The 23,994-nt window shown below is 35.3% G+C and carries 19 protein-coding genes; 7 read left to right on the top strand and 12 right to left on the bottom strand.

The window, feature by feature from the left end:
• Window positions 1-127: 127 nt before the first annotated feature.
• The 7 genes from K5S59_RS12855 to fdhF form a co-directional block, all read right to left on the bottom strand.
• On the bottom strand, window positions 128-2,494 hold the full coding sequence (locus tag K5S59_RS12855) for a heavy metal translocating P-type ATPase (RefSeq protein WP_000796578.1): 2,367 nt from the start codon (window positions 2,492-2,494) through the stop codon (window positions 128-130).
• A 24-nt stretch (window positions 2,495-2,518) separates the two neighbouring features.
• A complete protein-coding gene (locus K5S59_RS12850; protein ID WP_098872496.1) occupies window positions 2,519-2,896 on the bottom strand; it encodes an ArsR/SmtB family transcription factor in 378 nt (125 codons plus the stop codon).
• Window positions 2,897-3,162: 266 nt separating this feature from the next.
• On the bottom strand, window positions 3,163-4,578 hold the full coding sequence (locus K5S59_RS12845; protein ID WP_001284886.1) for an amino acid permease: 1,416 nt from the start codon (window positions 4,576-4,578) through the stop codon (window positions 3,163-3,165).
• Window positions 4,579-4,681: 103 nt separating this feature from the next.
• Complete coding sequence (gene ald, locus K5S59_RS12840; RefSeq protein ID WP_001219751.1) at window positions 4,682-5,815, bottom strand: alanine dehydrogenase; 1,134 nt, start codon at window positions 5,813-5,815, stop codon at window positions 4,682-4,684.
• A gap of 370 nt (window positions 5,816-6,185) precedes the next feature.
• Window positions 6,186-8,057, bottom strand: a complete 1,872-nt coding sequence (locus tag K5S59_RS12835) for a glycerophosphoryl diester phosphodiesterase membrane domain-containing protein (RefSeq protein WP_001164742.1) — start codon at window positions 8,055-8,057, stop codon at window positions 6,186-6,188.
• A gap of 155 nt (window positions 8,058-8,212) precedes the next feature.
• Entirely contained in the window at window positions 8,213-8,695 is a 483-nt protein-coding gene (locus K5S59_RS12830; protein WP_001040525.1) for a helical membrane plugin domain-containing protein, read from the bottom strand.
• Between the two features lie 12 nt (window positions 8,696-8,707).
• Entirely contained in the window at window positions 8,708-11,644 is a 2,937-nt protein-coding gene (gene fdhF, locus K5S59_RS12825; protein ID WP_212981795.1) for a formate dehydrogenase subunit alpha, read from the bottom strand.
• A 299-nt stretch (window positions 11,645-11,943) separates the two neighbouring features.
• Here fdhF and fdhD point away from each other — a divergent pair, with 299 nt between their 5' ends.
• The gene (fdhD, locus tag K5S59_RS12820) at window positions 11,944-12,750 is read left to right on the top strand and encodes a formate dehydrogenase accessory sulfurtransferase FdhD (protein WP_000529243.1); all 807 of its coding nucleotides are present in this window, start codon (window positions 11,944-11,946) and stop codon (window positions 12,748-12,750) included.
• A gap of 230 nt (window positions 12,751-12,980) precedes the next feature.
• On the top strand, window positions 12,981-13,487 hold the full coding sequence (locus tag K5S59_RS12815) for a GNAT family N-acetyltransferase (protein WP_000405878.1): 507 nt from the start codon (window positions 12,981-12,983) through the stop codon (window positions 13,485-13,487).
• Between the two features lie 346 nt (window positions 13,488-13,833).
• Here the strand turns inward: K5S59_RS12815 and K5S59_RS30160 are convergent, their stop codons facing one another.
• Window positions 13,834-13,956: a hypothetical protein gene (locus K5S59_RS30160; protein ID WP_001068388.1), complete on the bottom strand. Its 123-nt coding sequence runs from the start codon at window positions 13,954-13,956 to the stop codon at window positions 13,834-13,836.
• Window positions 13,957-14,285: 329 nt separating this feature from the next.
• Here K5S59_RS30160 and K5S59_RS12810 point away from each other — a divergent pair, with 329 nt between their 5' ends.
• From K5S59_RS12810 to K5S59_RS12800, 3 genes are all read left to right on the top strand, one after another.
• Complete coding sequence (locus K5S59_RS12810; RefSeq protein WP_000238948.1) at window positions 14,286-14,957, top strand: response regulator transcription factor; 672 nt, start codon at window positions 14,286-14,288, stop codon at window positions 14,955-14,957.
• Between the two features lie 65 nt (window positions 14,958-15,022).
• Window positions 15,023-16,486 (top strand): sensor histidine kinase, encoded by a 1,464-nt coding sequence (locus K5S59_RS12805; RefSeq protein ID WP_000041014.1) that lies wholly within the window; start codon window positions 15,023-15,025, stop codon window positions 16,484-16,486.
• 145 nt (window positions 16,487-16,631) lie between these two features.
• Complete coding sequence (locus tag K5S59_RS12800) at window positions 16,632-17,144, top strand: GNAT family N-acetyltransferase (protein ID WP_000351216.1); 513 nt, start codon at window positions 16,632-16,634, stop codon at window positions 17,142-17,144.
• A 32-nt stretch (window positions 17,145-17,176) separates the two neighbouring features.
• Here the strand turns inward: K5S59_RS12800 and pdxR are convergent, their stop codons facing one another.
• The gene (gene pdxR / locus K5S59_RS12795; RefSeq protein ID WP_000891887.1) at window positions 17,177-18,577 is read right to left on the bottom strand and encodes a MocR-like pyridoxine biosynthesis transcription factor PdxR; all 1,401 of its coding nucleotides are present in this window, start codon (window positions 18,575-18,577) and stop codon (window positions 17,177-17,179) included.
• A gap of 120 nt (window positions 18,578-18,697) precedes the next feature.
• Between pdxR and K5S59_RS12790 the strand changes: the two genes are divergently transcribed.
• Window positions 18,698-19,624 (top strand): DMT family transporter, encoded by a 927-nt coding sequence (locus K5S59_RS12790; protein WP_120449468.1) that lies wholly within the window; start codon window positions 18,698-18,700, stop codon window positions 19,622-19,624.
• Between the two features lie 115 nt (window positions 19,625-19,739).
• Window positions 19,740-20,264 (top strand): DUF4871 domain-containing protein, encoded by a 525-nt coding sequence (locus K5S59_RS12785; protein ID WP_098259365.1) that lies wholly within the window; start codon window positions 19,740-19,742, stop codon window positions 20,262-20,264.
• A gap of 293 nt (window positions 20,265-20,557) precedes the next feature.
• On the opposite strand, the gene K5S59_RS12780 is transcribed toward K5S59_RS12785, so the two are convergent.
• The 3 genes from K5S59_RS12780 to K5S59_RS12770 all read right to left on the bottom strand — a co-directional run bounded on the left by K5S59_RS12780 (window position 20,558) and on the right by K5S59_RS12770 (window position 23,993).
• Window positions 20,558-21,757, bottom strand: a complete 1,200-nt coding sequence (locus K5S59_RS12780) for an NAD(P)-dependent malic enzyme (RefSeq protein ID WP_000892426.1) — start codon at window positions 21,755-21,757, stop codon at window positions 20,558-20,560.
• Window positions 21,758-21,816: 59 nt separating this feature from the next.
• Entirely contained in the window at window positions 21,817-23,163 is a 1,347-nt protein-coding gene (locus tag K5S59_RS12775; RefSeq protein WP_000512725.1) for a 2-hydroxycarboxylate transporter family protein, read from the bottom strand.
• Between the two features lie 122 nt (window positions 23,164-23,285).
• Window positions 23,286-23,993, bottom strand: a complete 708-nt coding sequence (locus K5S59_RS12770) for a response regulator (protein ID WP_098872498.1) — start codon at window positions 23,991-23,993, stop codon at window positions 23,286-23,288.
• Window position 23,994: the final 1 nt, after the last annotated feature.

Raw genomic sequence — 23,994 nt, 5'->3', positions numbered from 1 at the left:
CAAATATTTTTTATTTGTAAATTTTAATATTACGTTATTTATTTACAAAGTAAGATTTGCTATTATTTTATTGAGTCAATTTCAACAAAATAACCTAAAAAAGAGGACGCAGGTTGCGTCCTCTTTTTTATAAATCTTTCACTCGTAGTACACGCATTGCATTTAACACTGCAAGTAGTGTCACACCAACATCTGAGAAGACAGCTTCCCACATTGTTGCAATACCAAAAGCACCAAGTAATAAAACTAATCCTTTTACCCCTAATGCAAAGATGATATTCTGCCATACAATGCGTCGTGTACGTTTTGCGATGTTTAAGGCTGTTGCAATTTTTGAAGGCTCATCAGTCATAATAACGATGTCTGCCGCCTCAATCGCTGCATCTGATCCTAAACCACCCATCGCAATACCAACATCTGCTCTTGCTAATACCGGTGTGTCATTAATACCATCACCAACGAAAGCAACTTTTTCTTTTCCGTTCTTCGCCGCATCAATTTTTTCAATCTCTTCTACTTTTTGTTGCGGTAATAGTTCTGCGTGAACTTCATCTAAACCTAATTCCTTACCGACAGCTTCACCAACTGCTTTTGCATCACCAGTTAACATGACTGTCTTCTTAATACCTAGTTCTTTTAATTTTTGAATTGCTTGTTTTGAATCTTCTTTTACCTCATCAGAGATAACGATATAACCTGCATATTCCCCATCTACAGCAACGTGAACTAATGTACCTACCGTTTCTGGTTGCTTAAATGTAATGTTTTCTTTTCTCATTAACTTAGCATTACCTGCAAAAATTTCTTTTCCTTGTACTTTTACGACTGTACCGTGACCAGAAATTTCGTTATAATCATCGATTATTTTTTCATCAATTGATTTTCCATATGCCTTTCGAATCGATTGTGCAATTGGATGATTAGAATACACTTCAGCAAATGCTGCATACTCTAATAATTCTTCATTTGTAATGCCTTCGCTTGGTTCCATTTTTGTAACTTTGAAGACACCTTTTGTTAATGTTCCCGTTTTATCAAAAACAATATATTTCACATCATTTAAAGCTTCTAAATAGTTACTTCCTTTTATTAACACACCACTTTTAGATGCACCACCAATTCCTCCAAAGAATCCAAGAGGAATAGATACAACTAACGCACATGGACAAGAGATTACTAAGAACACTAAAGCTCTATAAATCCATTCTGAGAATGTAGCTCCTTCTAAAATAAGTGGTGGAATAAACGCCATGATCGCTGCTGTAATAACTACAACTGGAGTATAGTAACGCGCGAACTTCGTAATAAAGTTTTCTGTTGGCGCTTTTTTACTGCTTGCATTTTGAACTAAATCTAAAATTTTTGATACAGTTGATTCACCAAATTCTTTTGTAACTTCAATTGTTAATACACCATTTTGGTTCACAAAACCACTTAATACATCATTTCCAACTTCGACTTCACGTGGTACAGATTCACCAGTCAATGCTGAAGTATCTACCATTGATGTTCCTTCAACTACTTTTCCGTCTAATGGTACTTTCTCACCAGGCTTCACGATAATATAATCGCCGATTTGTACATCTTCTGGTGATACTTGTTTCGTTTCATTTCCAACCTTCACATTGGCATAATCAGGACGGATATCCATTAATGAAGTAATTGATTTTCGGGAGCGATTGACCGCAATACTTTGGAATAGTTCCCCCACTTGATAGAATAGCATTACCGCAACAGCTTCTGAATATTGTTGAATCGCAAAAGCTCCTAGTGTTGCAATTGCCATTAAGAAGTTCTCATCGAATACTTGGCCGCGAGTTATGTTTCTTACCGCTCTCCAAACAATATCTCCACCTATTAATAAATACGCAAAGACGAATAACGGAATTGTGATCATTTGTGGTAAGCCAGCTAATGCAGCAATTGCTGTCAAAATTCCGCCGACCACTAATCGTCCTACCATCTTTTTCACATTTGCTTCACCATGGTCGTGACTATGCCCGTGGTCATGGCCACCCTTTTCTTCACGAACAACTTTTACATCTGGTTCTAACTTTTGAACGACATTTGTTATATTCGCTACAGTCGCTTCTAGTTCTCTTTTATTCGCTACTTCAACTCTTAATTTCTTTGATACGAAATCAACAGTCGCTTCCGAAACGGTCGGCATTTCTTTCACTTTATTTTCAATCTTCATCGCACAGTTTGCACAATCTAAACCTTCTAATATAAACACTTCTTTTGCTACTTTTGTGTTTTTTTCTTCTTGTACTTTAATATGCGGTTCTAATTTTGTAACGAGTTGCTTTGCTTCTGTAACAACTTCGCCTTCTTTATTTTGTGCTGTTTCTAAAACCATTGTTTTTGTCGCGAAATTTACAGAGCAAGAATTTACTCCTTCTATATTGCCGACACCTTTTTCAATTTTCATTGCACAGTTCGCACAATCTAAACCTTCTAACATCAGTTTCTTTTTCACTAATGCTTCAGCCATCGTTCTCCCTCCTCGCGCTCTTTTTTATTCTTCCTCATTTACGTGTTCAAACGCTTGCTCGAAGATATGAATTACGTGCTGGTCAGCTAACGAATAATAAACGACCTTTCCTTCTTTACGATTCTTTACAAGTTTCGCTTGCTTTAACACACGAAGCTGATGTGAAATAGATGATTGTGTCATTCCTAATAAATACGCTAAATCACAAACACACATTTCAGCTTCAAATAATGCATGTAATATTCTCGTACGTGTACGATCGCCTAATACTTTAAATAGTTCTGCTACTTTACTTAAACTTTCATCAGTTGGAATTGTTTGTTTTACTTGATCAACAACTTCTTCATGAATTATCGTTTGAGAACATGTCTCTTGTGGTATTTCTACTTTATTTCCAGCCATTATAGCTCACCTCTTTATTTGAACATATGAACAATCATTCATATATCTTATACTCTTATTATATGAGCGTCTATTCATATGTGTCAATGAAATCACATACATTTTTTCGAACATTTCGTTCACATTTTAATAAGACGTGTACTTATTTTCCGCATCCATTACATTCTCATACAAAAAGGATGTACATTTTGCACAAAAGAAAAAAGCCTTGCGCGTTCCCTAGACGCACAAGGCTTACTATACTTATATCCCTTTTAATTAAGCTTTTAATTAGCTTGTTCTAAATTATCCTGCGAACTTCCATCATCTTTTAAATGACTATGTTTTTTCGAATAAACAAAGTATACAACTACTCCGATTGCTAACCAAACACCGAAGTATATCCATGTTTTTAATGGTAAATTTACCATTAAGAATAGACAACATGCAACTGAAATAATCGGTAAGATTGGTACAAGTGGTACCATAAATCCACGTTGCAGTTTCGGATGCGTTTTACGAAGAATGATAACAGTTACACCAACCATAGCGAATGTTAATAACGCTCCAATATTCGCTAAATTCGACAATTCTTTTAAATCGATAAATCCAGCAATTAAGGCACTACCAATTCCTGTTAACCAAACTGAAAATGTTGGCGCTTCAGTCTTCTTGTTAATTTTCGCGAAAGATTTTGGCAATAAACCGTCACGGCTCATTGCGAAGAATACACGAGTTGTTGCATAAATGTAAGCGAAAATTACAGCCATAATACCGATTACAGCTCCAATAGCAATTACACCAGCCACTTTATCTTGTCCTACAACTTCTAACACATATGCCATAGCTTCAGGTACATCTAATTCCTTATAAGAAACCATACCTGTCATAACGAGACAAACTACAACATAAATAATTGTACAAATAACTAACGAAGCAATAATACCAATCGGTAGATCACGTTGTGGATTTTTTACTTCTTCAGCAGAAGTTGCTAATGCATCAAATCCTAAGAAAGCAAAGAATACTGCTGCTCCTCCGGCAAAGACTCCACTTAAGCCGTATGGTGCAAATGGTATCCAGTTTTCTGGTTTCACGTAAAATACACCAACTGCAATGAATAAAACAACAATACCAATTTTAATTAATACCATTATGTTATTCACACGCTTACTTTCTTTCGTACCTCGTGACAATAACCAAGTTATCACTAACGTAACGATAACTGCTGGTAAGTTTACCATACCACCTTGTGCTGGAATCGTTAGCAATGCTTTTGGAATTTCAAGTCCCAATCCACTCACTAGGTTATGGAAATAACCCGTCCATCCTCCGGCTACTGCGGCAGTCGTTACGACATATACGGATAACAATGTCCATCCCATTAAATGGGCAACAAACTCACCAATTGTTGCATACGAATATGTGTACACACTACCTGAAACAGGAAGTGTCGATGCAACTTCTGCATAACATAACGCTGCAAATCCACAAACAATTGCTGCAATCATAAATGAAAAAATAACTGCTGGACCAGCATCTCTTGCTGCTACTAATCCTGTTAATACTAGAACTCCTGTACCAATTATCGCACCAATCCCTAGCATTGTTAGGTCAAATGCCCCTAGCGTTTTCGTTAAAGTTTTACTTTTACTTTCCCCTAACAATTGCGTAACGGATTTCTTTTTAAATAGGTTGGCCACGATGAATGCCCCCTTTTACCAAGAAGAGCTAAGAGGTATTATCTCTTAGCTCTTATCATGTTGTTTTATATATTGTTCGATTTTGTTTTGTATAATGCTTCTATTAGCAAGATACTGTTTCTGCTTCTAATAATTCTTTAGCACCTTTGTACTCTACACCGTGAGCTTCTGCAACTGCTTCGAATGTTACATAGCCGTCTAATGTGTTAATACCTTTTAATAATGCAGAGTTTCCTAAGCAAGCTTCTTTGTAGCCTTTGTTAGCAATTTGTACTGCATATGGTACTGTTACGTTTGTTAATGCAAGAGTTGATGTACGTGGAACCGCACCTGGCATGTTTGCAACTGCATAATGAACAACGCCGTGTTTTTCGTAAGTTGGGTTATCATGAGTTGTAATACGGTCAGTTGTTTCGAAAATACCACCTTGGTCAATCGCGATATCTACAACAACAGAACCTGGTTCCATTGATTTAATCATTTCTTCTGTTACAAGTTTTGGCGCTTTTGCACCTGGGATTAATACTGCACCGATTACAAGATCAGACTCTTTTACAGCTTCTGCAATATTGTAAGGATTAGACATTAAAGTTTTTACTTGGTTTCCGAAAATGTCATCTAATTGACGAAGACGTTCTGCACTTAAGTCGATGATTGTTACATCCGCACCTAGTCCAACTGCAATTTTAGCAGCATTTGTACCAGCTTGTCCACCACCGATGATTGTTACTTTACCACGTTTAACCCCTGGAACACCCGCAAGTAAGATACCTTTACCGCCTTTGTTTTTCTCAAGGAATTGTGCACCAATTTGTGCAGCCATACGACCAGCTACTTCACTCATAGGTGCAAGTAATGGTAGAGAACGGTTTTCTAATTGTACTGTTTCATATGCAATAGAAACAACTTTCTTTTCGATTAATGCTTTTGTTAATTCTGGTTCTGGAGCTAAGTGTAAGTATGTGAATAAGATCAAACCTTCGCTGAAGTGTTTGTATTCGCTTTCAACTGGTTCCTTAACTTTCATAACCATTTCCATGTTCCAAGCTTCTTCAGCCGTATCAACAATTTTCGCTCCCGCTTCAACATACTGAGCATCTGTGAAACCAGATCCTAAACCTGCACCCTTTTGAATGAATACTTCGTGATTGTTACGAATTAAATGTACAACACCTGCTGGTGTCATTGCCACACGGTTTTCGTTGTTTTTAATTTCTGCTGGTACCCCAATACGCATAATGAAATGCCCCCTTATAATTAACAGAAAAAAGAAAGTCTTTTTTCTTTTTGTAATAATTAATAACTTATGTCCTTATTCTAGCATAACTTAAAAGTTATGAAAACGCTAACATATCATTTTTTTAAAGTTTATATATTTAGAATAGTGTAAATATATGGAACATTGATTCTATTATCATCTTCGTTACATTCCATTATCTATCACTCTATTTTTATTATACTCCTTAAAAATAAGCGGCAATCATTTATTATTCGACAATAATGTAACAATGTAAGAAACCCCAATAATGCCGTATACATATACAGTTATTAATTGACACAATACTTTAGGGATATATTCTTGTCATACAAAAAACAGCTGCGGGCATTTAGCCAGCAGCTGGGTAACTTATAAATAACTTGGAAAATAAATCATCTGTTGTTTCACTAATTTTATCAAACAGATCACTTTCTTCCGCTTCTTGCTCTTTTAGCATCTTAATTGTTTCACGTGCATCTTCAGGATAATCGGTAATGATGCCATCTACGTTTAACTTATAATATCCCTTTAAACTTTCCATATCATTTACTGTCCATACGTAAATTGGCTTGTTTAACTTCCTTGCTTCCTTTACTAACTTCTTATTTAACATATATTCTTCCGCTACATAAAAATCAGCTTTCACATTCTTTAAGTTGGCTCTACTTGCGTACAGTATATATCCGACTTTTATATCTGAATTTGCACGCTTAAACTCTTTAATAAGCGGGTAATGTAACGTTTGAATGACACACTGTTTCTCAAATTCATTATCTTTAATCGCTTTTAATACTTTGTTTACGAAATCTTTTTCGCCACCATGAAGCTTCACTTCAATATTAAGTTTAATTTTGTCCTTTGACAGCTTAATGATTTCATCCAGCGTACTTATTTGTCCTGACAATCCGTCTTGACTAAGAGTAAGCTGCCTTAACTCATCCATCGTTAAATCTGACACATGAACATTAGCATTAGCAAGACGCTTTAGCTTCAAATCATGTATAACTGCTAGTTCACCATCTTTCGTTTGCAGTACATCAATTTCAGCGTAGTCTGCTTTCGCATCAATAGCCCCCTGCACAGCTTCTTTCGTATTCTCTACACCTTTTGAAATATAACCACGATGCGCCATAATAATTGGTTCTTTATATGTGTTTGTAATAAAGGTCACAATGAAAGCAACAACCATTCCCGCAGTAATAATTCCTACAATATATACGCCAATAAATTTCCAACGATGTTTTTGGAAGAAACATTTATCTGCTTTAGTTTTCGAATAATCTAATCCTTCTTCTAATAAAACATCTTCAACCGGAACCTTTTGTAAATACAATCTTGTTAACGCCATAATGTAAAACGGCGTCATAATAAAGCTAAATAGATACAATGTACTTGTTAGGAAGACGGAAATAGTTGACTCTGCTAGCAGCGCAAATGTCCCTTCGGGGTTTGTAAATTCATATACTCCCCACAGACAAAGTAGATAAATTCCTACACATAAAAGAAAGACAATTCCTACAGATATGAAAAAACCTACTAAAAAGAACAATACTTTAAAGAAGCTTTCTTTTACTAAGTTCGCACTTTTTCGTGCTGCCGTACGGAACGGCTTTTCCTCTAAAACTATAATAGGTAAAACAAAAATCCAACGAAGATTCAAATAGGCAACTACAGCAAAGAAAGTATAATATCCAACTTGCCCCATTGTTGTCTTAAATAGTTCACCTGTAATAAAATTAGGAATTTGAATTTCAGGAATCAATGCAGATTTATACCCCATACTTAATAATGGTAATAGTACAACTGCATACAAAACAAATCCAGGTAAGCAATATGTAAACAGGGAAGGTAAATACGTTACTGTTTTATACAAAATTGGACGTAATCTCACCTTTTGCCTTTTATGAGCGAAGTACGAAATGATAATAAGTACTGCAAACTCTGTAAAGATAAGAAACAATGCCAATATAGATAATATTACAATCGCCAAAATCCCGTATGGTGTTTTCAAAAATGCTAATAACTCATCATTTGTTGCATTTGCATACCCACCAAAGTACAACAACTTATTGAAAATAATACCGAAAAGTGGGATAAACACAATCGCTGCTAACAATTTATAAGCAAGTTGGAATGTTAACACATTCCAAAAAGCAAATCTAACAGTTTGAAAGGAATGTCTCATTACTCCTGGTATAGATAGTCTTTTACGGTGTTGCATATATTCCTCCACATTCTAAAACGATATTTGAGATGGATTCCATATTTCCATTTTCAATCCATCTTTTTAATAATAATATATTCCGCTTAACATGAACACTCTTATACATACAATGAAAAAAGTGATGGCTACTTCCCATCACTTTTTCATCTACTCTATTTTTTCTCTAACCCTTGTCCAAATGCTTTCAAGAAACTAAAACCGAATGTAATGGCTCTATTGATATCTGGATCTTTTAACACTTTAAAGAAATCCATCACTTTTGTTTTTTTACCACTATTTAATTCATCTGTTGCAAATTGCAACCCAGTAACTAAACTTGATGTGATTTGCTTTGTTACTTCTGGGTCAACTGCGGATAGCGCTTCCCCCGCTCCCATCATATTATTGAGTGCATTTTTAACTGGTTCACGATTTAATTGCTCCACAGCGATTTTTGAAACATCTTCCTTCGCAGCAAGTAAACTAATCGCCGCATCTAATATCCCAGCCTTCTGCAACTGTGCTAAAAGCTGCATCGTTTCCTCTACTGCTTCACGATTATTAGATAGCTCATTTAGAAGTTCATCTGCTACTTGCTGTTTCTGTTCTTCCTCTGTTACAACTTTCTTTTTAATTAACGTAATTTCTTTCGCCACTATCTCCGCCCCCTAGTCCACAAGTGATACGTATTGTTTTCTTTTCCACTTTTGCTCAATTTCAACACCATTTTGCGGATTACGCTTTTTATCTCGCGGGTTTGAAGATGGTAACGGACGATTTCCTTTTTCACGTAATACACGCATTTTCACCATCGTTTGTTTATACGCCGGTGTACACGTATACAGGTCTGTTGCCGTCCCAGTTAAAATATTAATCGCTTCTTCATTTATCGTTGCATGCATCGGTAAATATAGCTCTTTCCCCGTTACACGATCCGTAATAAGCGCTTGTACTTTAATTTTTCCAAATGGTGATGCTAATTCCACAAGACCACCATCTTTCACATTGCGCTCTATAGCGAGTTCAGGTGAAATTTCAACGAATACTTCAGATACTTTAGATAAAATACCAGCCGACTTATTCGTCATGTTCCCTTCATGGAAATGTTCTAGCATACGACCATTATTTAAAAGTAAATCATACTCATCTGGCGCTACAACCGGTGGCACCCATTCATCTAACGATAAACGAGCGAGTTTATCTGGGAAGTTAAATCCGTCTACATATAATAGTGGTGTATCGCTACCATCATGACTACCCCAACATAAACTATTCCATCCTTCTAGACGGTCGTACGTTGCTTGAGAGTATAACGGTGCAAGCGATGCGATTTCGTCCATAATTTCACTTGGACTTTCATAATTCCAATCTCCACCTAGTGCACGAGCAACTTTTTGCAAAATCCACCAGTCTGGTTTGGAATCACCAAGCGGTTTCAATACTTCATATAATCTTTGAATACGGCGCTCTGTATTCGTAAACGTTCCTTCTTTTTCTAAGCTTGGTGCCGCTGGTAAAATAACATCAGCAAAACGAGCTGTTTTTGATAAGAACATATCTTGAACAACGAGAAAGTCTAAATTCGATAAAATATGTTGCACATGGTTCGCATTTGAATCGACTAAAGCCATTTCTTCACCCATGACATACATACCGCGTAGTTTTCCTTCTTCTGCCGCAAGTAACATTGCAATATTATTTAATCCTGGTGCTTTTGGAATAGTTGTACCATATGTTTTTTCAAACTTCGCACGAAGCGTATCATCTGATACTGCTTGATAACCAGGAAGCCAGTTCGGTAATGTTGCCATATCACAAGCACCTTGTACGTTATTATGCCCTCGTAATGGATATGCACCTGCACCAGGACGACGATAGTTACCCGTAACAAGCAGTAAATTTGAAATGGCAGCAGACGTTGTACTTCCTCCTGTATTTTGCGTTACACCCATTCCCCAAAGTATACAAGTTCCATCTGCTTCATATACCATACGAGCCATTTCTTTCAGATTTTCTTTTGAAATCCCCGTAATTTTTTCTGTATAATCAAGCGTATACTTTTCTAACATTTTGCTATATTCATCAAAGTTCTTCACATTTTCAGCTAAAAACTTTTTATCGTGCCAATCTTGATCAATAATATATTTCGTAATACCAGCAAGCCATACATAATCCGTACCTTGGCGCGGATGAATAAATAAATCCGCACGCTCTGCCATTTCATGTTTACGAAGGTCTGCTACGATTAATTTTTGCTCGTGTAATTTATGAGCACGTTTTACTCTCGTAGCAAGTACAGGATGTCCTTCTGTTGGATTCGCACCAACGATAATAACAAGGCCTGCTTCAGCTATATCTTTCACTGTTCCAGCATCTCCGCCCATACCGACAGTTTTAAATAAACCGTCTGTCGCTGGAGATTGACAATAACGGGAGCAGTTGTCCACATTATTCGTTCCATATATTTGACGAGCTAGTTTTTGCATAAGGTAGTTTTCTTCATTTGTTACTTTCGAAGAAGAAATGAATCCAAATGCATCGCTGCCATATTCAGATTTAATATGCTGCATGTTAGAAGCAACAACTTCTAATGCTTCTTCCCATGAAGCTTCAACAAACATATCTCCTTGGCGAATTAATGGCTTCGTAATTCGATCTTCACTATTTACAAAGTCCCATCCAAATTTACCTTTTACACATGTGGAAATACCATTAACCGGTGCATCTGAAACAGGTTGAACTTTTAATATATGGCGATCTTTCGTCCATACTTCGAAGGAACAACCGACACCACAAAATGTACAAACTGTTTTTGTTTTATTCACTTTCGTCTTACGCATCGCAGCCTCTACTTCTGAAACCGCTAAAATACTACTATATCCCGGCTCTACATCCTTTACAAAATCAATCATCGGATCTAACACATCTGGTTTCAATCCAGTCATAAACCCTGCTTCACCTAGCATTGATTTTTCCATTAACGCATTACACGGACATACTGTTACACACTGTCCACAACTTACACAAGATGAGTCATTTATACTTACACCATGATCCCATATAACACGTGGACGATCTAAGTTCCAGTCTATCGATATAGTTTCATTAACCTGTAAGTTTTGACATACTTCTACACACTGTCCACAAGCAATACATTGATTTGGATCATACCGATAAAACGGATGTGACATATCCACTTCACAAGCACTTACTTTCGGCTCATACGGATATTTCTGTTCTTCAACTCCCATCATATGTACGGTGTTATGGACTTTACAGTTACCATTATTGTTATCACAAACGGTACAATACAATAAATGATTCTCTAATATACGATCCATTGCCTCAGTCTGTGCCTCTTTTGCACGCTGGGACTGTCTTTCGATATGCATACCATTCTCTATTTTTGTTGAACAAGCACGCAATAACTTCCCATTTACTTCTACAATACACGTATCACAAGTTTGAATTGGATCTACTTCTGGTACATGACAAATTTGAGGATGTTCCAAATTACTCTCGTTAAATAATTGTAGTATCGTCTTTTCACCCGATGTGGAAAATTCTTTACCATCCACGGTTACACGGACTGTCTGTTCTGCCATAGTTTCCCCTCTCCTTACAACCAACTGTACAACACAATTATGAATCCGTTTTCAAAATTGCATTACTGTACATATTTTTGAAACGCTCTGCCCAAATACTTTCTTATGAAGTCGATTCTAGATGTTATAAGGTATAACTACGAAAGCTTGAAAATATCACTATTCTACAGTTCTATTATATCGTACATATACAATAATAACCAAAATAATCTGTGATCTTCTTGCTAATAGGTGTTTTTATTTCCCCATTGTTTTATGATAAATATGGGAGAGAAATACATGTAAAAGGGGAATTAAATATGGGGCCTACGCAAGAGACTTATACAATTGTACGCTATCAATCTGGTACATTTTCAAAACAACTGGATGAGATTGTTACAGAATCTCCTATTACTATTAAATTGAATGGTGAAGAATATGTAACAGTCGTATGCACACCAACCTATATTGAAGATATGGTAATTGGTTTTTTAATTTCTGAGGGGATTATTTCTTCTTATAAAGATGTTGAAGAACTATGGGTGCAAAAAGATAACGGAATTGTCCATGTAAGATCATCAAAAGTAAATCCGCTCTATCAAACTTTATATAATAAGCGCTACATCACTTCTTGCTGCGGAAAAGGTAGACAAGGTTTTATTTTCGTTAACGATGCAGCAAAAGCAAAAGATTTACATGATATACACGTGAAAATTACTCCTGAAGAATGTTTTTACTTAATGAATACTTTACAACAATCTTCCACTACATTTCGCCAAACCGGCGGTGTTCACAATACCGCTCTATGTGATCGAAACAATATTCTCCTATCAAGAATGGATATCGGAAGACATAATGCGCTAGATAAAATATATGGCCATTGTTTGCGCAACGATATATCTGTGAAAGGAAAAATCATTGCATTTAGCGGGCGCATTTCATCCGAAATTTTACTCAAAGTTTCAAAAATCGGATGTGAAATTGTTCTATCTAAATCCGCTCCAACAAAACTAGCATTGCAACTCGCTCATGATTTAGGCATTACAGTCGTAGGGTTTATTAGAAATGAATCTTGCAATATTTACACACATCCACATAGAATTGATGGTTATCAATCGAATAACTAAAATAACTCCTCGGTTGAGGAGTTATTTTAGTTATAAAAATGTAATATATTAAAGACTTGAATAGTTAATGAAGTTAATATATAATTTCATTACATATTAAAAACAAAACATTGTAGCATATATCTTTTCATTCTTTTACAAATTAAAAGAGACTGTTAACAAAACACATACACAATCTTATAGAAGTAATGGATTTATTTTATTTGAAATCGACCAAGGAGGTTATAACTATGGAAATTCGCTTATTAACGACAGAGGACGCAGAAATATATTTAAAAGTTTGTATGGAAGGTTTAACGAAGAATCCGGAAGCTTTTAGCTCTTCTTATGAAGATGTTCTTAAACATGAGGATCCTGTAGCTGCTATGGCAAAACGATTAAGCAATCCGGATAAGTATACTCTAGGGGTCTTCAAAGATAACGATTTAATCGGCATTTCTACTTTAGAAACAAAGCCTTTCATTAAACAAGAACATAAAGCAAAAATCGGTTCCGTTTTTGTTTCCCCAAAAGCGCGTGGCCTTGGAGCAGGAAGAGCTCTAATTAAAGCAATTATCGAAAATGCCGATAAATTACATGTAGAACAACTTATGCTCGATGTTGTAGTTGGTAACGATGCAGCAAAAAAATTATATGAGTCATTAGGCTTCCAAACTTACGGCGTACAAGAGCGTTCATTAAAACATAACGGGCAATATTGGGACGAGGAACATATGGTTCTGTTCTTAAATGATTAATACTTCAATATAGTTTTTTAAAAGCATCTTCTTATTAAGGAAGGTGCTTTTTTCATTACAACAATGTAATCTTCATGTCACCTTTATCGATCGTACCAAACCTTTCCATTCATTATACTAAAAGTATAAAGTGAGGCACCAATTATGAAATGAGCGTATAGCATTCAATTGATAGATAGAGGAGAATGTGACATGAAACAAAACAAACGAGCTATGCTTTTAATATTTACTACAGCAATTGTAACTTCTGGGTTAGCAATTTTACCTTGGTTTATTATATAAAACTATTCCCCTAATAACGAAAAAAAGCTTATTGCTTCTTAAGAAGCAATAAGCTTTTTCTATATTATAAAATCCCCAAAATTTTATTTACACAACTTATAATAATAACCATAGATACGGCAATGCACATGACAACCGTATTACGATCTTGCTTTTCTTTTTTTGAAATTTCTTCTTTTGGATTCATGTGTATGATCTCCTTTTAAAAAAAGTGTGAGATAGGAATTTTTTCTTATCCGATGCGAGGTGAATACGAAAACCCTCTCTATCTCACATACACAATAGAATGGAATTGTCATTTTATAAATAAAATGACATGACGTTATGTCGCAACATAGGGTATTTTGTGTCGCTACGTTTTCTATTATAAAAAATAGTTGTGCAAAACTAGTGCATTTTTTATGTCAATTACTCTGAGCGAGAAATCACTCTTCCACTCAATCACATAAAAAGAGTTTTTTATCATTTTCATGTAAACTATACAAGTAGAATGAACAGTTTGGGGTGCACAATATTATGGTTAAAATTTTATTAGTAGACGATGAAGAACGCATGTTAAGATTATTAGATCTGTTCTTAAGTCCTCGTGGCTATTTTTGTATGAAAGCTACCTCTGGCCTTGAAGCACTAAAGTTAATAGAACAAAAAGACTTCGATATTATTTTGTTAGATGTTATGATGCCGAATATGGATGGATGGGATACTTGCTATCAAATCCGTCAAATTTCCAACGTTCCAATTATTATGCTAACAGCTCGTAATCAAAATTACGATATGGTGAAAGGCCTTACTATGGGCGCGGATGACTATATTACAAAACCATTTGATGAGCATGTATTAGTTGCAAGAATCGAAGCTATATTACGCCGTACAAAGAAAGATGGCTTCGTTAGCTTCAATGGTATTGAGTGGGATAAAACGAAACATACTGTCACAGTATATGATGAAAAAATTCCACTAACTCCTATCGAATTTTCTTTACTTGGACTATTTTTACAAAATACAAACCGTGCTTATAGCCGAGATGATTTAATCGAAAAAATTTGGGGTTATGAAACAGACATTGAATATAGAACAATCGATTCACATATTCGCAATATCCGTGATAAATTACGCAAAAAAGGATTTCCAGTTGAAAATTACTTAGAAACTGTTTATAAAGTCGGATATAAATGGAAAAGTGAATAATTACTTCGGTCAGTGGACAATAGTATACCACTGACCCTTTATATGAAATAAGGTATGGTGAGAAAATGAGTAAACTTTCACTTAAAATTGGGACATACTTTTTAATATTAGCTTTATGTATTGAAACAATTGCTTTTGTATCTTTTTACAAAAGCATTTCAACAATGCGGATTGAGGAAGAAACACTTGCTCTTTTAGAAAAAGGTAATCGCTATAGTAAAAAAATTACAAGCCGCACAAAGTGGAATGCAATTGCTAAAGAAAAGCAACATCCCGAACGCGCTGAATACAATAAAAACCCTAACCGTCCTATGTATCCAGATTTCGATATCGCGGATGCAGCTGCACACTTAGTAGAATCAGAATTAATTGCTAACTCTGATATAGCTATCATACTAACAGACAATAATGGCAAAATTATTTCCACTTCAGAACCCGTAACAAAGGCAATGCAAAAACAACTTATTTGCAAGACAGAACCTATTCCAAAAGGCGGATTGATCGTCGAAAAGAACTGGAAAAAATCAAAATTCATCACAACGGTAAGCCCACTTAACACAGCAGAGTTTCAAGGGAAGTTATATATGTTATTAAAAACATCCTTCTTAGAGAATATGTTACTTAAACTCATGAAACAATTTCTTATCATTGGTGTTTTGACAATTATTTTGACTACTATTTCTGTCTTTGTTTTTTCGCGTGTTATTACAGAACCACTTATAAAAATGAAGAGGGCGACAGAAAAAATATCAAAATTAAATACACCAATTCAATTAGGTATTAAACGGAATGATGAACTTGGAAGCTTAGCAAAAACGATTGAAGATTTATCCAGTGAACTGACTTATATGAAAAAAGAACGTAATGAATTTCTCGCTAGTGTTGCCCATGAACTATTAACTCCATTGACCTATATGAAAGGTTATGCGAAGGTTGCAAAGAGAGACTCTTTAACGAAAGAAGAGCGTGAAGAATACTTACAAATCATTGAGGATGAAACAGATAGTGTAACCGATCTCGTCCAAGATTTATTTATGTTAGTGCAATTAGAACAACACCAGTTTGTTATAAAAAAACAAAAAGTGATTCTTCAACCATTTTTAGAACGAATGGTTGAAAAAACAAAAACAACATTAACAAATAAACAAATGCAACTCCATGTATATTGCAAAGATGATTTAGAAGTTTGCATAGACGAAAGACGTATGGAACAAGTTATGTTAAATTTATTACACAATGCTTATCAACATTCGCCAGAAAACACAACTATTACGATACGCGTGCTCACAGAAACAGATTCTTTTATAATAAGTGTAGCCGATGAAGGCGAAGGTATTCCTGAAGAAGATATCCCGCATATTTTTGATCGTTTTTATCGTGTTGATAAATCCAGAACGAGAGCTACTGGTGGAAAAGGCATCGGGCTAGCTGTTGCAAAAGAAATTGTAGAATTGCATAACGGTTCCATTCTAGTAACAAGCCAATTAGGAGTAGGAACAAACTTTAGAATCGAGCTACCTTTTGAATAAGATGCGTGTGAAAACACCAGTAGTAGTAAACACTACTGGTGTTATTTTGTTCATAAAATCAGCTCATATAAGCTAAGCTTTTGAAATTATTCTTATTTCAATATAAAATAAAGGTACATTTGCAAAGATTTGGAGGGTGATACAATTGGATATCCATGTATTAACAAAAGACGAAGCGGAAATTTACTTAGAACTTCGTGTAGAAGGTTTAAAGCAAAACCCTGAAGCTTTCAGCTCTTCTTATGAAGATATTATTAATAAAGAGTGTGCGATTGAATATAAAGCACAAAAATTAGCACAAGATGAAAACTATACGCTAGGTGCATTTAAAGATGGACAATTAATCGGGGTTGCAACACTGGAAACGAAACCATATGTAAAACAAGAACATAAAGCTAAAATCGGTTCTGTATATGTTTCTCCAAAAGCACGCGGACTTGGAGCAGGAAAAGCACTTATTAAAGAATGTCTTGAACTTGCTAAATCTTTAGAGGTGGAACAAGTTATGCTTGATGTTGTTGTTGGCAACGATGGTGCGAAGAAACTTTATGAATCATTAGGTTTTAAAACATTCGGTGTACAAGAACGTTCGTTAAAATATAACGGACAGTATTGGGACGAAGAGCATATGGTCTTATTCTTAGATGAAAATAAATAATAAAAAACATCCTCATGCCTGGGGGATGTTTTTTACTTTCTTGTATACCATGCCTTATGTAATAATTGAATCGCTTTCGCAATTTCGTCTTCTGATAAAATTGCAAACCCAAGTAAAACTACATTTTCAGGCGCAGTACCGTCTTTATAGTACGTAGAAACAGGATATATTTTAATACTATATTTTGCAGCTTCTTTAATGAGTTCTTCTTCTCGCATTCCATTATGCACTTGTAATAAAATATGCAATCCCGAATCTTCTCCTATTACTTCAACACGATTAGAGAAATACTTTTCTATTTCAAAGACAAGTCGATCCCTCTTTTTTCGGTAAACGACACGCATTTTATGAATGTGTTTTTCCCAATAGCCTTCATTTAAAAACTTTCTTATCACTTCTTGGTCCATTCTTGAAACACTTTGTGTATAAAATAAATATTCCTTTTGATACTTTTTAATTAAATTCTTCGGTAATACGATATAGCTCATCCGTAATGAGGGCAACAAAGCTTTTGATAACGTCCCCATATAAATAACTTTCCCATCTGTATCTAATCCTTGTAGTGCCGGAATTGGCTTTCCTGAATAACGGAATTCACTATCGTAATCATCTTCAATAATATACCTGTCTTCTTCTTTCTTTGCCCATTGTAAAAGCTGCGACCTTCTCGTAATAGGCATAATCATTCCATATGGGAATTGATGAGAAGGTGTAACAAATACAACATTTGCATCGCTATTTTCTAAATGTGCCATACAAATTCCGTCCCTATCTAAAGACAACATTTGAACCTTCTTTTCTCCTTGTTCAAAAACAACCATTTTCCTATGATAACCTGGGTTTTCAACTGCATACTTACTTCCCTTCAACAATTGAAAAAGTAACTTCACTAATATTTGTGTTCCTGCCCCTAATACGATTTGGCTAGCTGAACAACGCACACCTCTAGATTCATACAAATAGTTCGCAATTTCCTCCCTTAAGCTCAATTCCCCTTGAGGATGTCCAAGAAAAAGCAACTCATTATTATGTGGCTGCCATACATCATTTATAAGCTTGCGGTACATAGTGAACGGAAAAGTATTCTTATCAACTCCTGTTTGGGTGAAATCAAATTTATAGTTCTCCTCCCGAAACGGTATTTCTTCTACTTTCGCTTCGCTTCCTTCTACATAAATCATTTGTTCAATTTTACATACGAAATAACCTTTTCTCGATGCCGATTCAATATAACCTTCTGCAAGTAATTGCTCGTAAGCCGCTTCTACTGTATTCTTACTCACTTGTAAATAGCTCGCCAGCTTTCTTTTAGCAGGTAATTTTGTAAAAGCCGGAATCGTTCCATCTTTAATTTCTTTTTTTATATACTCATACAATTGCACATACAATGCCTTTTTACTATTCATATTTAAATTAGGCGTTAATTCTAACATAATATCTGACCCCTTAATAAAACTGAAATCTGATACTTTTTACAGTACCAGAAGTTATATATAATTCCTTGTATCATGTCACACATAAAAAATCAAATACTCGAGAGGGGATGCATGATTATGAACAACAATAGACGGATTGGACTCATTATGATTATTACAGGAGCTACCTTATGGGGATTATCTGGCCCGATGATGCAGTGGCTATTTCAACATACTAACGTATCATCAATTGATTTTTTAACAATTCGCTTGTTGCTTGCGGGAATATTTATTTTATCTTTCTTACTTATAAAAAAACAAAACATATTTCAAATTTGGAAACACCCTAAATATTCTATACAACTTATTATTTTCTCTATTCTCGGCATGCTCGGTGCACAATACGCCTTTATCGAAACAGTTCATATTAGTAATGCGGTTACAGCCACTTTATTTCAGTTTCTTGGTCCTGTTCTTATTACCATTTATGTCGCATTTGAACAACGAAAATTCCCAGCTTCTCTGCAACTACTTGCAATTATAACTGCCCTAACAGGAACGTACTTTATTATTACAAACGGTTCAATTGAAAATATTGTTTTATCGAAAGAAGCCATTATTTTCGGCCTATTAACAGCAATTAGCTTTGCATTTTATACCCTTCATCCAGCTTCTCTTATTAAAGAATGCGGAACAACTCTAGTAATTGGCTGGGGGATGTTAATCGGCGGTATTGCCCTACTTATTTGTAATCGCTCGTTTGGATGGAATCAGCTTTCACAAACTTTTACACCAAAAACTTTTTCTATGCTTATTCTTATCATCATAAGTGGCACCCTTTCTTTCCTTCTTTATATCGGTAGTCTCAAATATTTAGCAGCAACAGAAACAAGCATTTTATCTAGCATTGAACCACTTGTAGCTGCCGTTGTTTCAATCGCTTGGCTAAATGAATCCTTTGGAGCATATCAATTACTAGGCGGCGTATGTATCGTTCTTTCTGTTATTTTCTTAACCATGCCGCAAAAAGAACGAGAACCAACCTTTACAACTGAGCAAATATAGAAAATGTCAAAAGAGGTCGTACAAAACTTACGACCTCTTTTGACGTTTTAAAGGAATTGTCCCGCTTTCTAGCAAATACAATTACACTAACAAGAAAAATTAGGAGTGTGACACCATGAAAAAAATCGGAACTATGCTACTTTTCTCTTTTCTCATCGCTGGATGCACACAAGCGCAACCTGATTCAGAAGCATCTAAAAAAGAAGCCATCGCCACGTCATCCACTCAAGTTAATGCACCTTCCTTCTTTCATCTTAGCGTTTTAAAAGATGTAAATTGGGAAGAAACACCCTCCTTCATCCAAGAAAAAATACCTTTAAAAGGCATCGAAGAAAAAGTCGCAATGGCTGATAGACCTATTATCGCAAATGAAAAAAATGAAATGATGTGGTACTTTTTAGATCCTGAAATGCCAACTGGAAAACTATCTATTATTGCACTAAAACAAGGATCAGTAACCCCAACACCCGTACTCTTTCAACAAGAAACTTCTAAACCAACTTGGACTACTTCAAATACAATTGATTCTACTACAACCGAACTCCCACTCACTATGTCACTACCTTCATCTGGATTATGGGTATTAAATATATACGTGAATGAAAAATATTATGATCAGTTTGTAATTACTGCTGAGTAAAGTGACAGAACTAAAGTAGTTTCTTACAACAATGTAATTTCTACGTCATATACTTCGATAGTTGAAGTCTCACTCTTCTCTTATACTTAAAGTAAGAAATGACACGAGGAGAGATGAGAGATGAAAAAAATGATAGAAGTGATTGTAGCAGTAACTGAGGTTTTAGTAAATGGTAAACAAGTTGCAATGGAATTAAATAAATAATGAGGAAACATAAATAATGTTACACTTCTTCATTATTTTGATTTCTTATCTCAAAAAAGCAGTGCCTTTTTAGGCACTGCTTTTAGCTATTAATAACTTGGCATTTCTGTAATTCGTGCCACACCTGAATCAATGGCTGCTTTCGCTACTGCTTCTGCAACACTTGGAACAACTCTTTTATCTAATGGATTCGGGATTACATAATTCGCATTACGTTCTTCGTCCGTAATGATGTTAGCGATCCCATACGCTGCCGCTAATTTCATTTCTTCTGTAATATCAGTCGCGCGCACATCTAACGCACCGCGGAATATTCCTGGAAACGCCAATACATTATTTACTTGATTCGCATAATCCGAGCGCCCGGTTCCTACTACAGCTGCCCCAGCCTTTAATGCATCCTCTGGGAAGATTTCTGGAATTGGATTCGCCATAGCAAACACAATTGCGTTCTCATTCATCGTCTTTACAAGCTCTTCCGTTAGTACATTAGGAGCAGATACACCGATAAAAATATCAGCTTGACGAATCGCTTCTTTTAACGTTCCACGTACATGTTCTCGATTTGTCTTTTTTGAAACCTCAATTTGCGCTTCGTTCATCCATGCTTCCCCTTCACAAACAATACCTTCTAAGCTAACTAACGTAATGTGCTTTGCACCAGCCTTTAATAATAATTTTCCAATTGCAATTCCTGCCGAACCAGCACCGTTAATAACAATTTTTACATTATCCATTTGTTTGCTAACAACTTTTAATGCATTAATAACAGCTGCCAAGACGACAATAGCCGTTCCATGTTGATCATCATGGAATACAGGAATACTTGTTTCTTCTTTTAATCGTTTTTCAATTTCAAAACAGCGTGGTGCCGCAATGTCTTCTAAGTTAATTCCTGCAAACGTAGGCTCTAAATTTTTCACAAGGGTAACGATTTCATCCACATCAGTCGTACCTAAACATAATGGGAAAGCATCTACATTCGCAAATTTCTTAAATAAAATACTCTTCCCTTCCATAACAGGCATAGCTGCTTTCGGTCCAATGTTCCCTAAACCGAGTACCGCTGTTCCATCTGAGACAACTGCCACCATATTACCGCGTGCTGTATAGTCATACACTGTTTCTTCATCTGCTGCAATTGCTTTGCAAGACTCCGCTACACCTGGTGTATATGTCAGACTTAGATCATCCGCTGAATTTACTTCTACCTTACTTGTAATTTCAATTTTTCCTACTAATTCTTTATGCAATAACAATGATCTTTCATTAATTTGATTTTCTAACATACTTATAATCTCCCCTTAATTTGACAAGCTAGCTATATGAATATAGCTAGCTTGTTTGATCATGAAAACATTTTTAATAAAATTGTCGCTGTTACAACCATTGCTGCCCCGCCTAAACGAGTCGAAATTTGCGCAAACGGCATTAATTCCATTCGATTTGAAGCTGATAAAATAGCAACATCTCCAGTTCCACCTAAACCACTATGACATCCAGTTACAATTGCTGATTCAACCGGATACATTTTCATCACTTTCCCTACAAGGAAACCTGACGCTACCATTGTAAGAACAACTGATGCGCACACGACAACATATCCTACTGAAAGAACTGCTGCTACGTCTTTTAGCGGAATATATAGCAATCCTAATCCAACCATTAACGGCCAAGTTAAATTCTTTGAAATAAATTTATATAAATGGAATGCTCCTTGCTCCATTTTTGCTGGCATTAATTTAAAGTATTTCACAAGTGCTGCTGAGAAAATCATAATGATTGCCCCAGGAATACCGATGAACTTAGAAGCAAATCCTCCGAAGATGAAGAACGTACACGCAATTAATAAACCTGCTCCCATTAATGAGAAGTCAATTGGCTTCTCTGTATTTTGTTCTTTTAATAACTCTGCTTGATTGTCTGTTTTCACTAATACACCGTTACCACTAAGCTCTGGTTTCTTCTCACCTAAACGCTTCATATACCCTGCACTCACGATTGCGAACATATTTCCAATAATAGCCGCTGGAATAAGCTGTGATACAAACGTTGCTGATGATTCATTTAAAATATCACTATAAGCGAGCGACAATGGTAAAATCCCTTCCCCAATACCACCACTCACAATTGGTACGATGATAAAGAAGAATGTTTGCTTCATTTCAAACCCAAATAGTGAACCGACCAATAATCCTACTGCTACAGAAGCTAACGTCCCTACTACTAAAGGTATAAACATACGAACGAAACCTTGTACTAATACTTTACGATTCATTCCTAAAATACTTCCGACTACTAAACAAGAAATATATAAATATAAAAAGTTCGATTTTTTCATTAACATAGTCGCAGCTTCCATTGAAGCTGGATTCATCCAGTTAAAAAATACAAGTAATGATGGAATAAATAATGAAAGTATTGCCGGACCGCCGATATTTTTTAAAATTGGAATTCTCATTCCAATGTCGCCTAAGAAAATACCCATGATCATAATAACTGCAAATCCACCAATCATATCTGCTGGTAATTTATTATATACAGATGCTCCATAAATAATAGCAGCCAATACTACATATAACGGTAAAGGTATAACACCGATTTTTACATTCATAATTTTAGAAGCGAAAGATTCTCTTTGTACTTCATTTCCTTCAGAAAATGATACCGCTTCCACATTCTTTTGAATTCCCATATGGCACCCCCTTGTTTTCTTAATAACAATATTAAAACGCTTTCAATAGTAAAAATAGTTTTTGTAAGTTTTGTAATTGATTTTGTAATTAAAAAAAGTATAAGCGACTTATAATAAGTCGCTTATACGTAAAACTCTATTTTATTTTGATCAATACATCTTAATTTACTCACTGGTCTTCCTACATGTTGATACACCATTTCGTTTTCTAATACTCCAATTTCAGTCAAAAACATTACATACTTTCGAATAGAAACTCTTGAAACTCCAACTAATTGCGCCATTTCATCTGTTGTAAACGCTCGTCCATTTAGCGACTCAATCTTCCGCCAAATTAATTGCATCGTTTGTTTCGTTAATCCTTTCGGAAGCTCTTTAGTGACAGTAGGCTCTCTTTTTTCTTTTTGCAAAATTAACGAATCTAATTCCGATTGACTAATTTTTTGTTGTTCTTTCATGAAAGTAAGTTTTTCTCGATATATAGTTAATGCCTTTTTAAATCGTTCAAATGTAAATGGTTTAATTAAATAATCTACTACACCATATTGTAATGCTTTTTTAATACTCCCCATATCATGTACAGCTGAAATCATCATAATATCGATTTCTTTTTCTTGGTTCCGAATATACATTAAAAGCTCAAATCCAGTTTCTTCAGGCATAAAAATATCAAGTAATACTAAATCTACTCGTGATTTCTTTAATACTTCTATCGCTTCTTTAACGGAGTTAACTGCTTGAACAAGTTCAAACCCTCCTACTTGCTCTAAATAATGCGTATTTAACATTGCTACCATCGGGTCATCTTCTACAATTAAAACTTTAATCATA

The organism is Bacillus sp. BML-BC051, from assembly GCF_019656175.1.
Classification (GTDB): Bacteria; Bacillota; Bacilli; order Bacillales; family Bacillaceae_G; genus Bacillus_A; species Bacillus_A mobilis.
The sequence above is the reverse complement of the archived record's forward strand: the minus strand, read 5'-3'. Positions and strand labels throughout refer to the sequence as shown.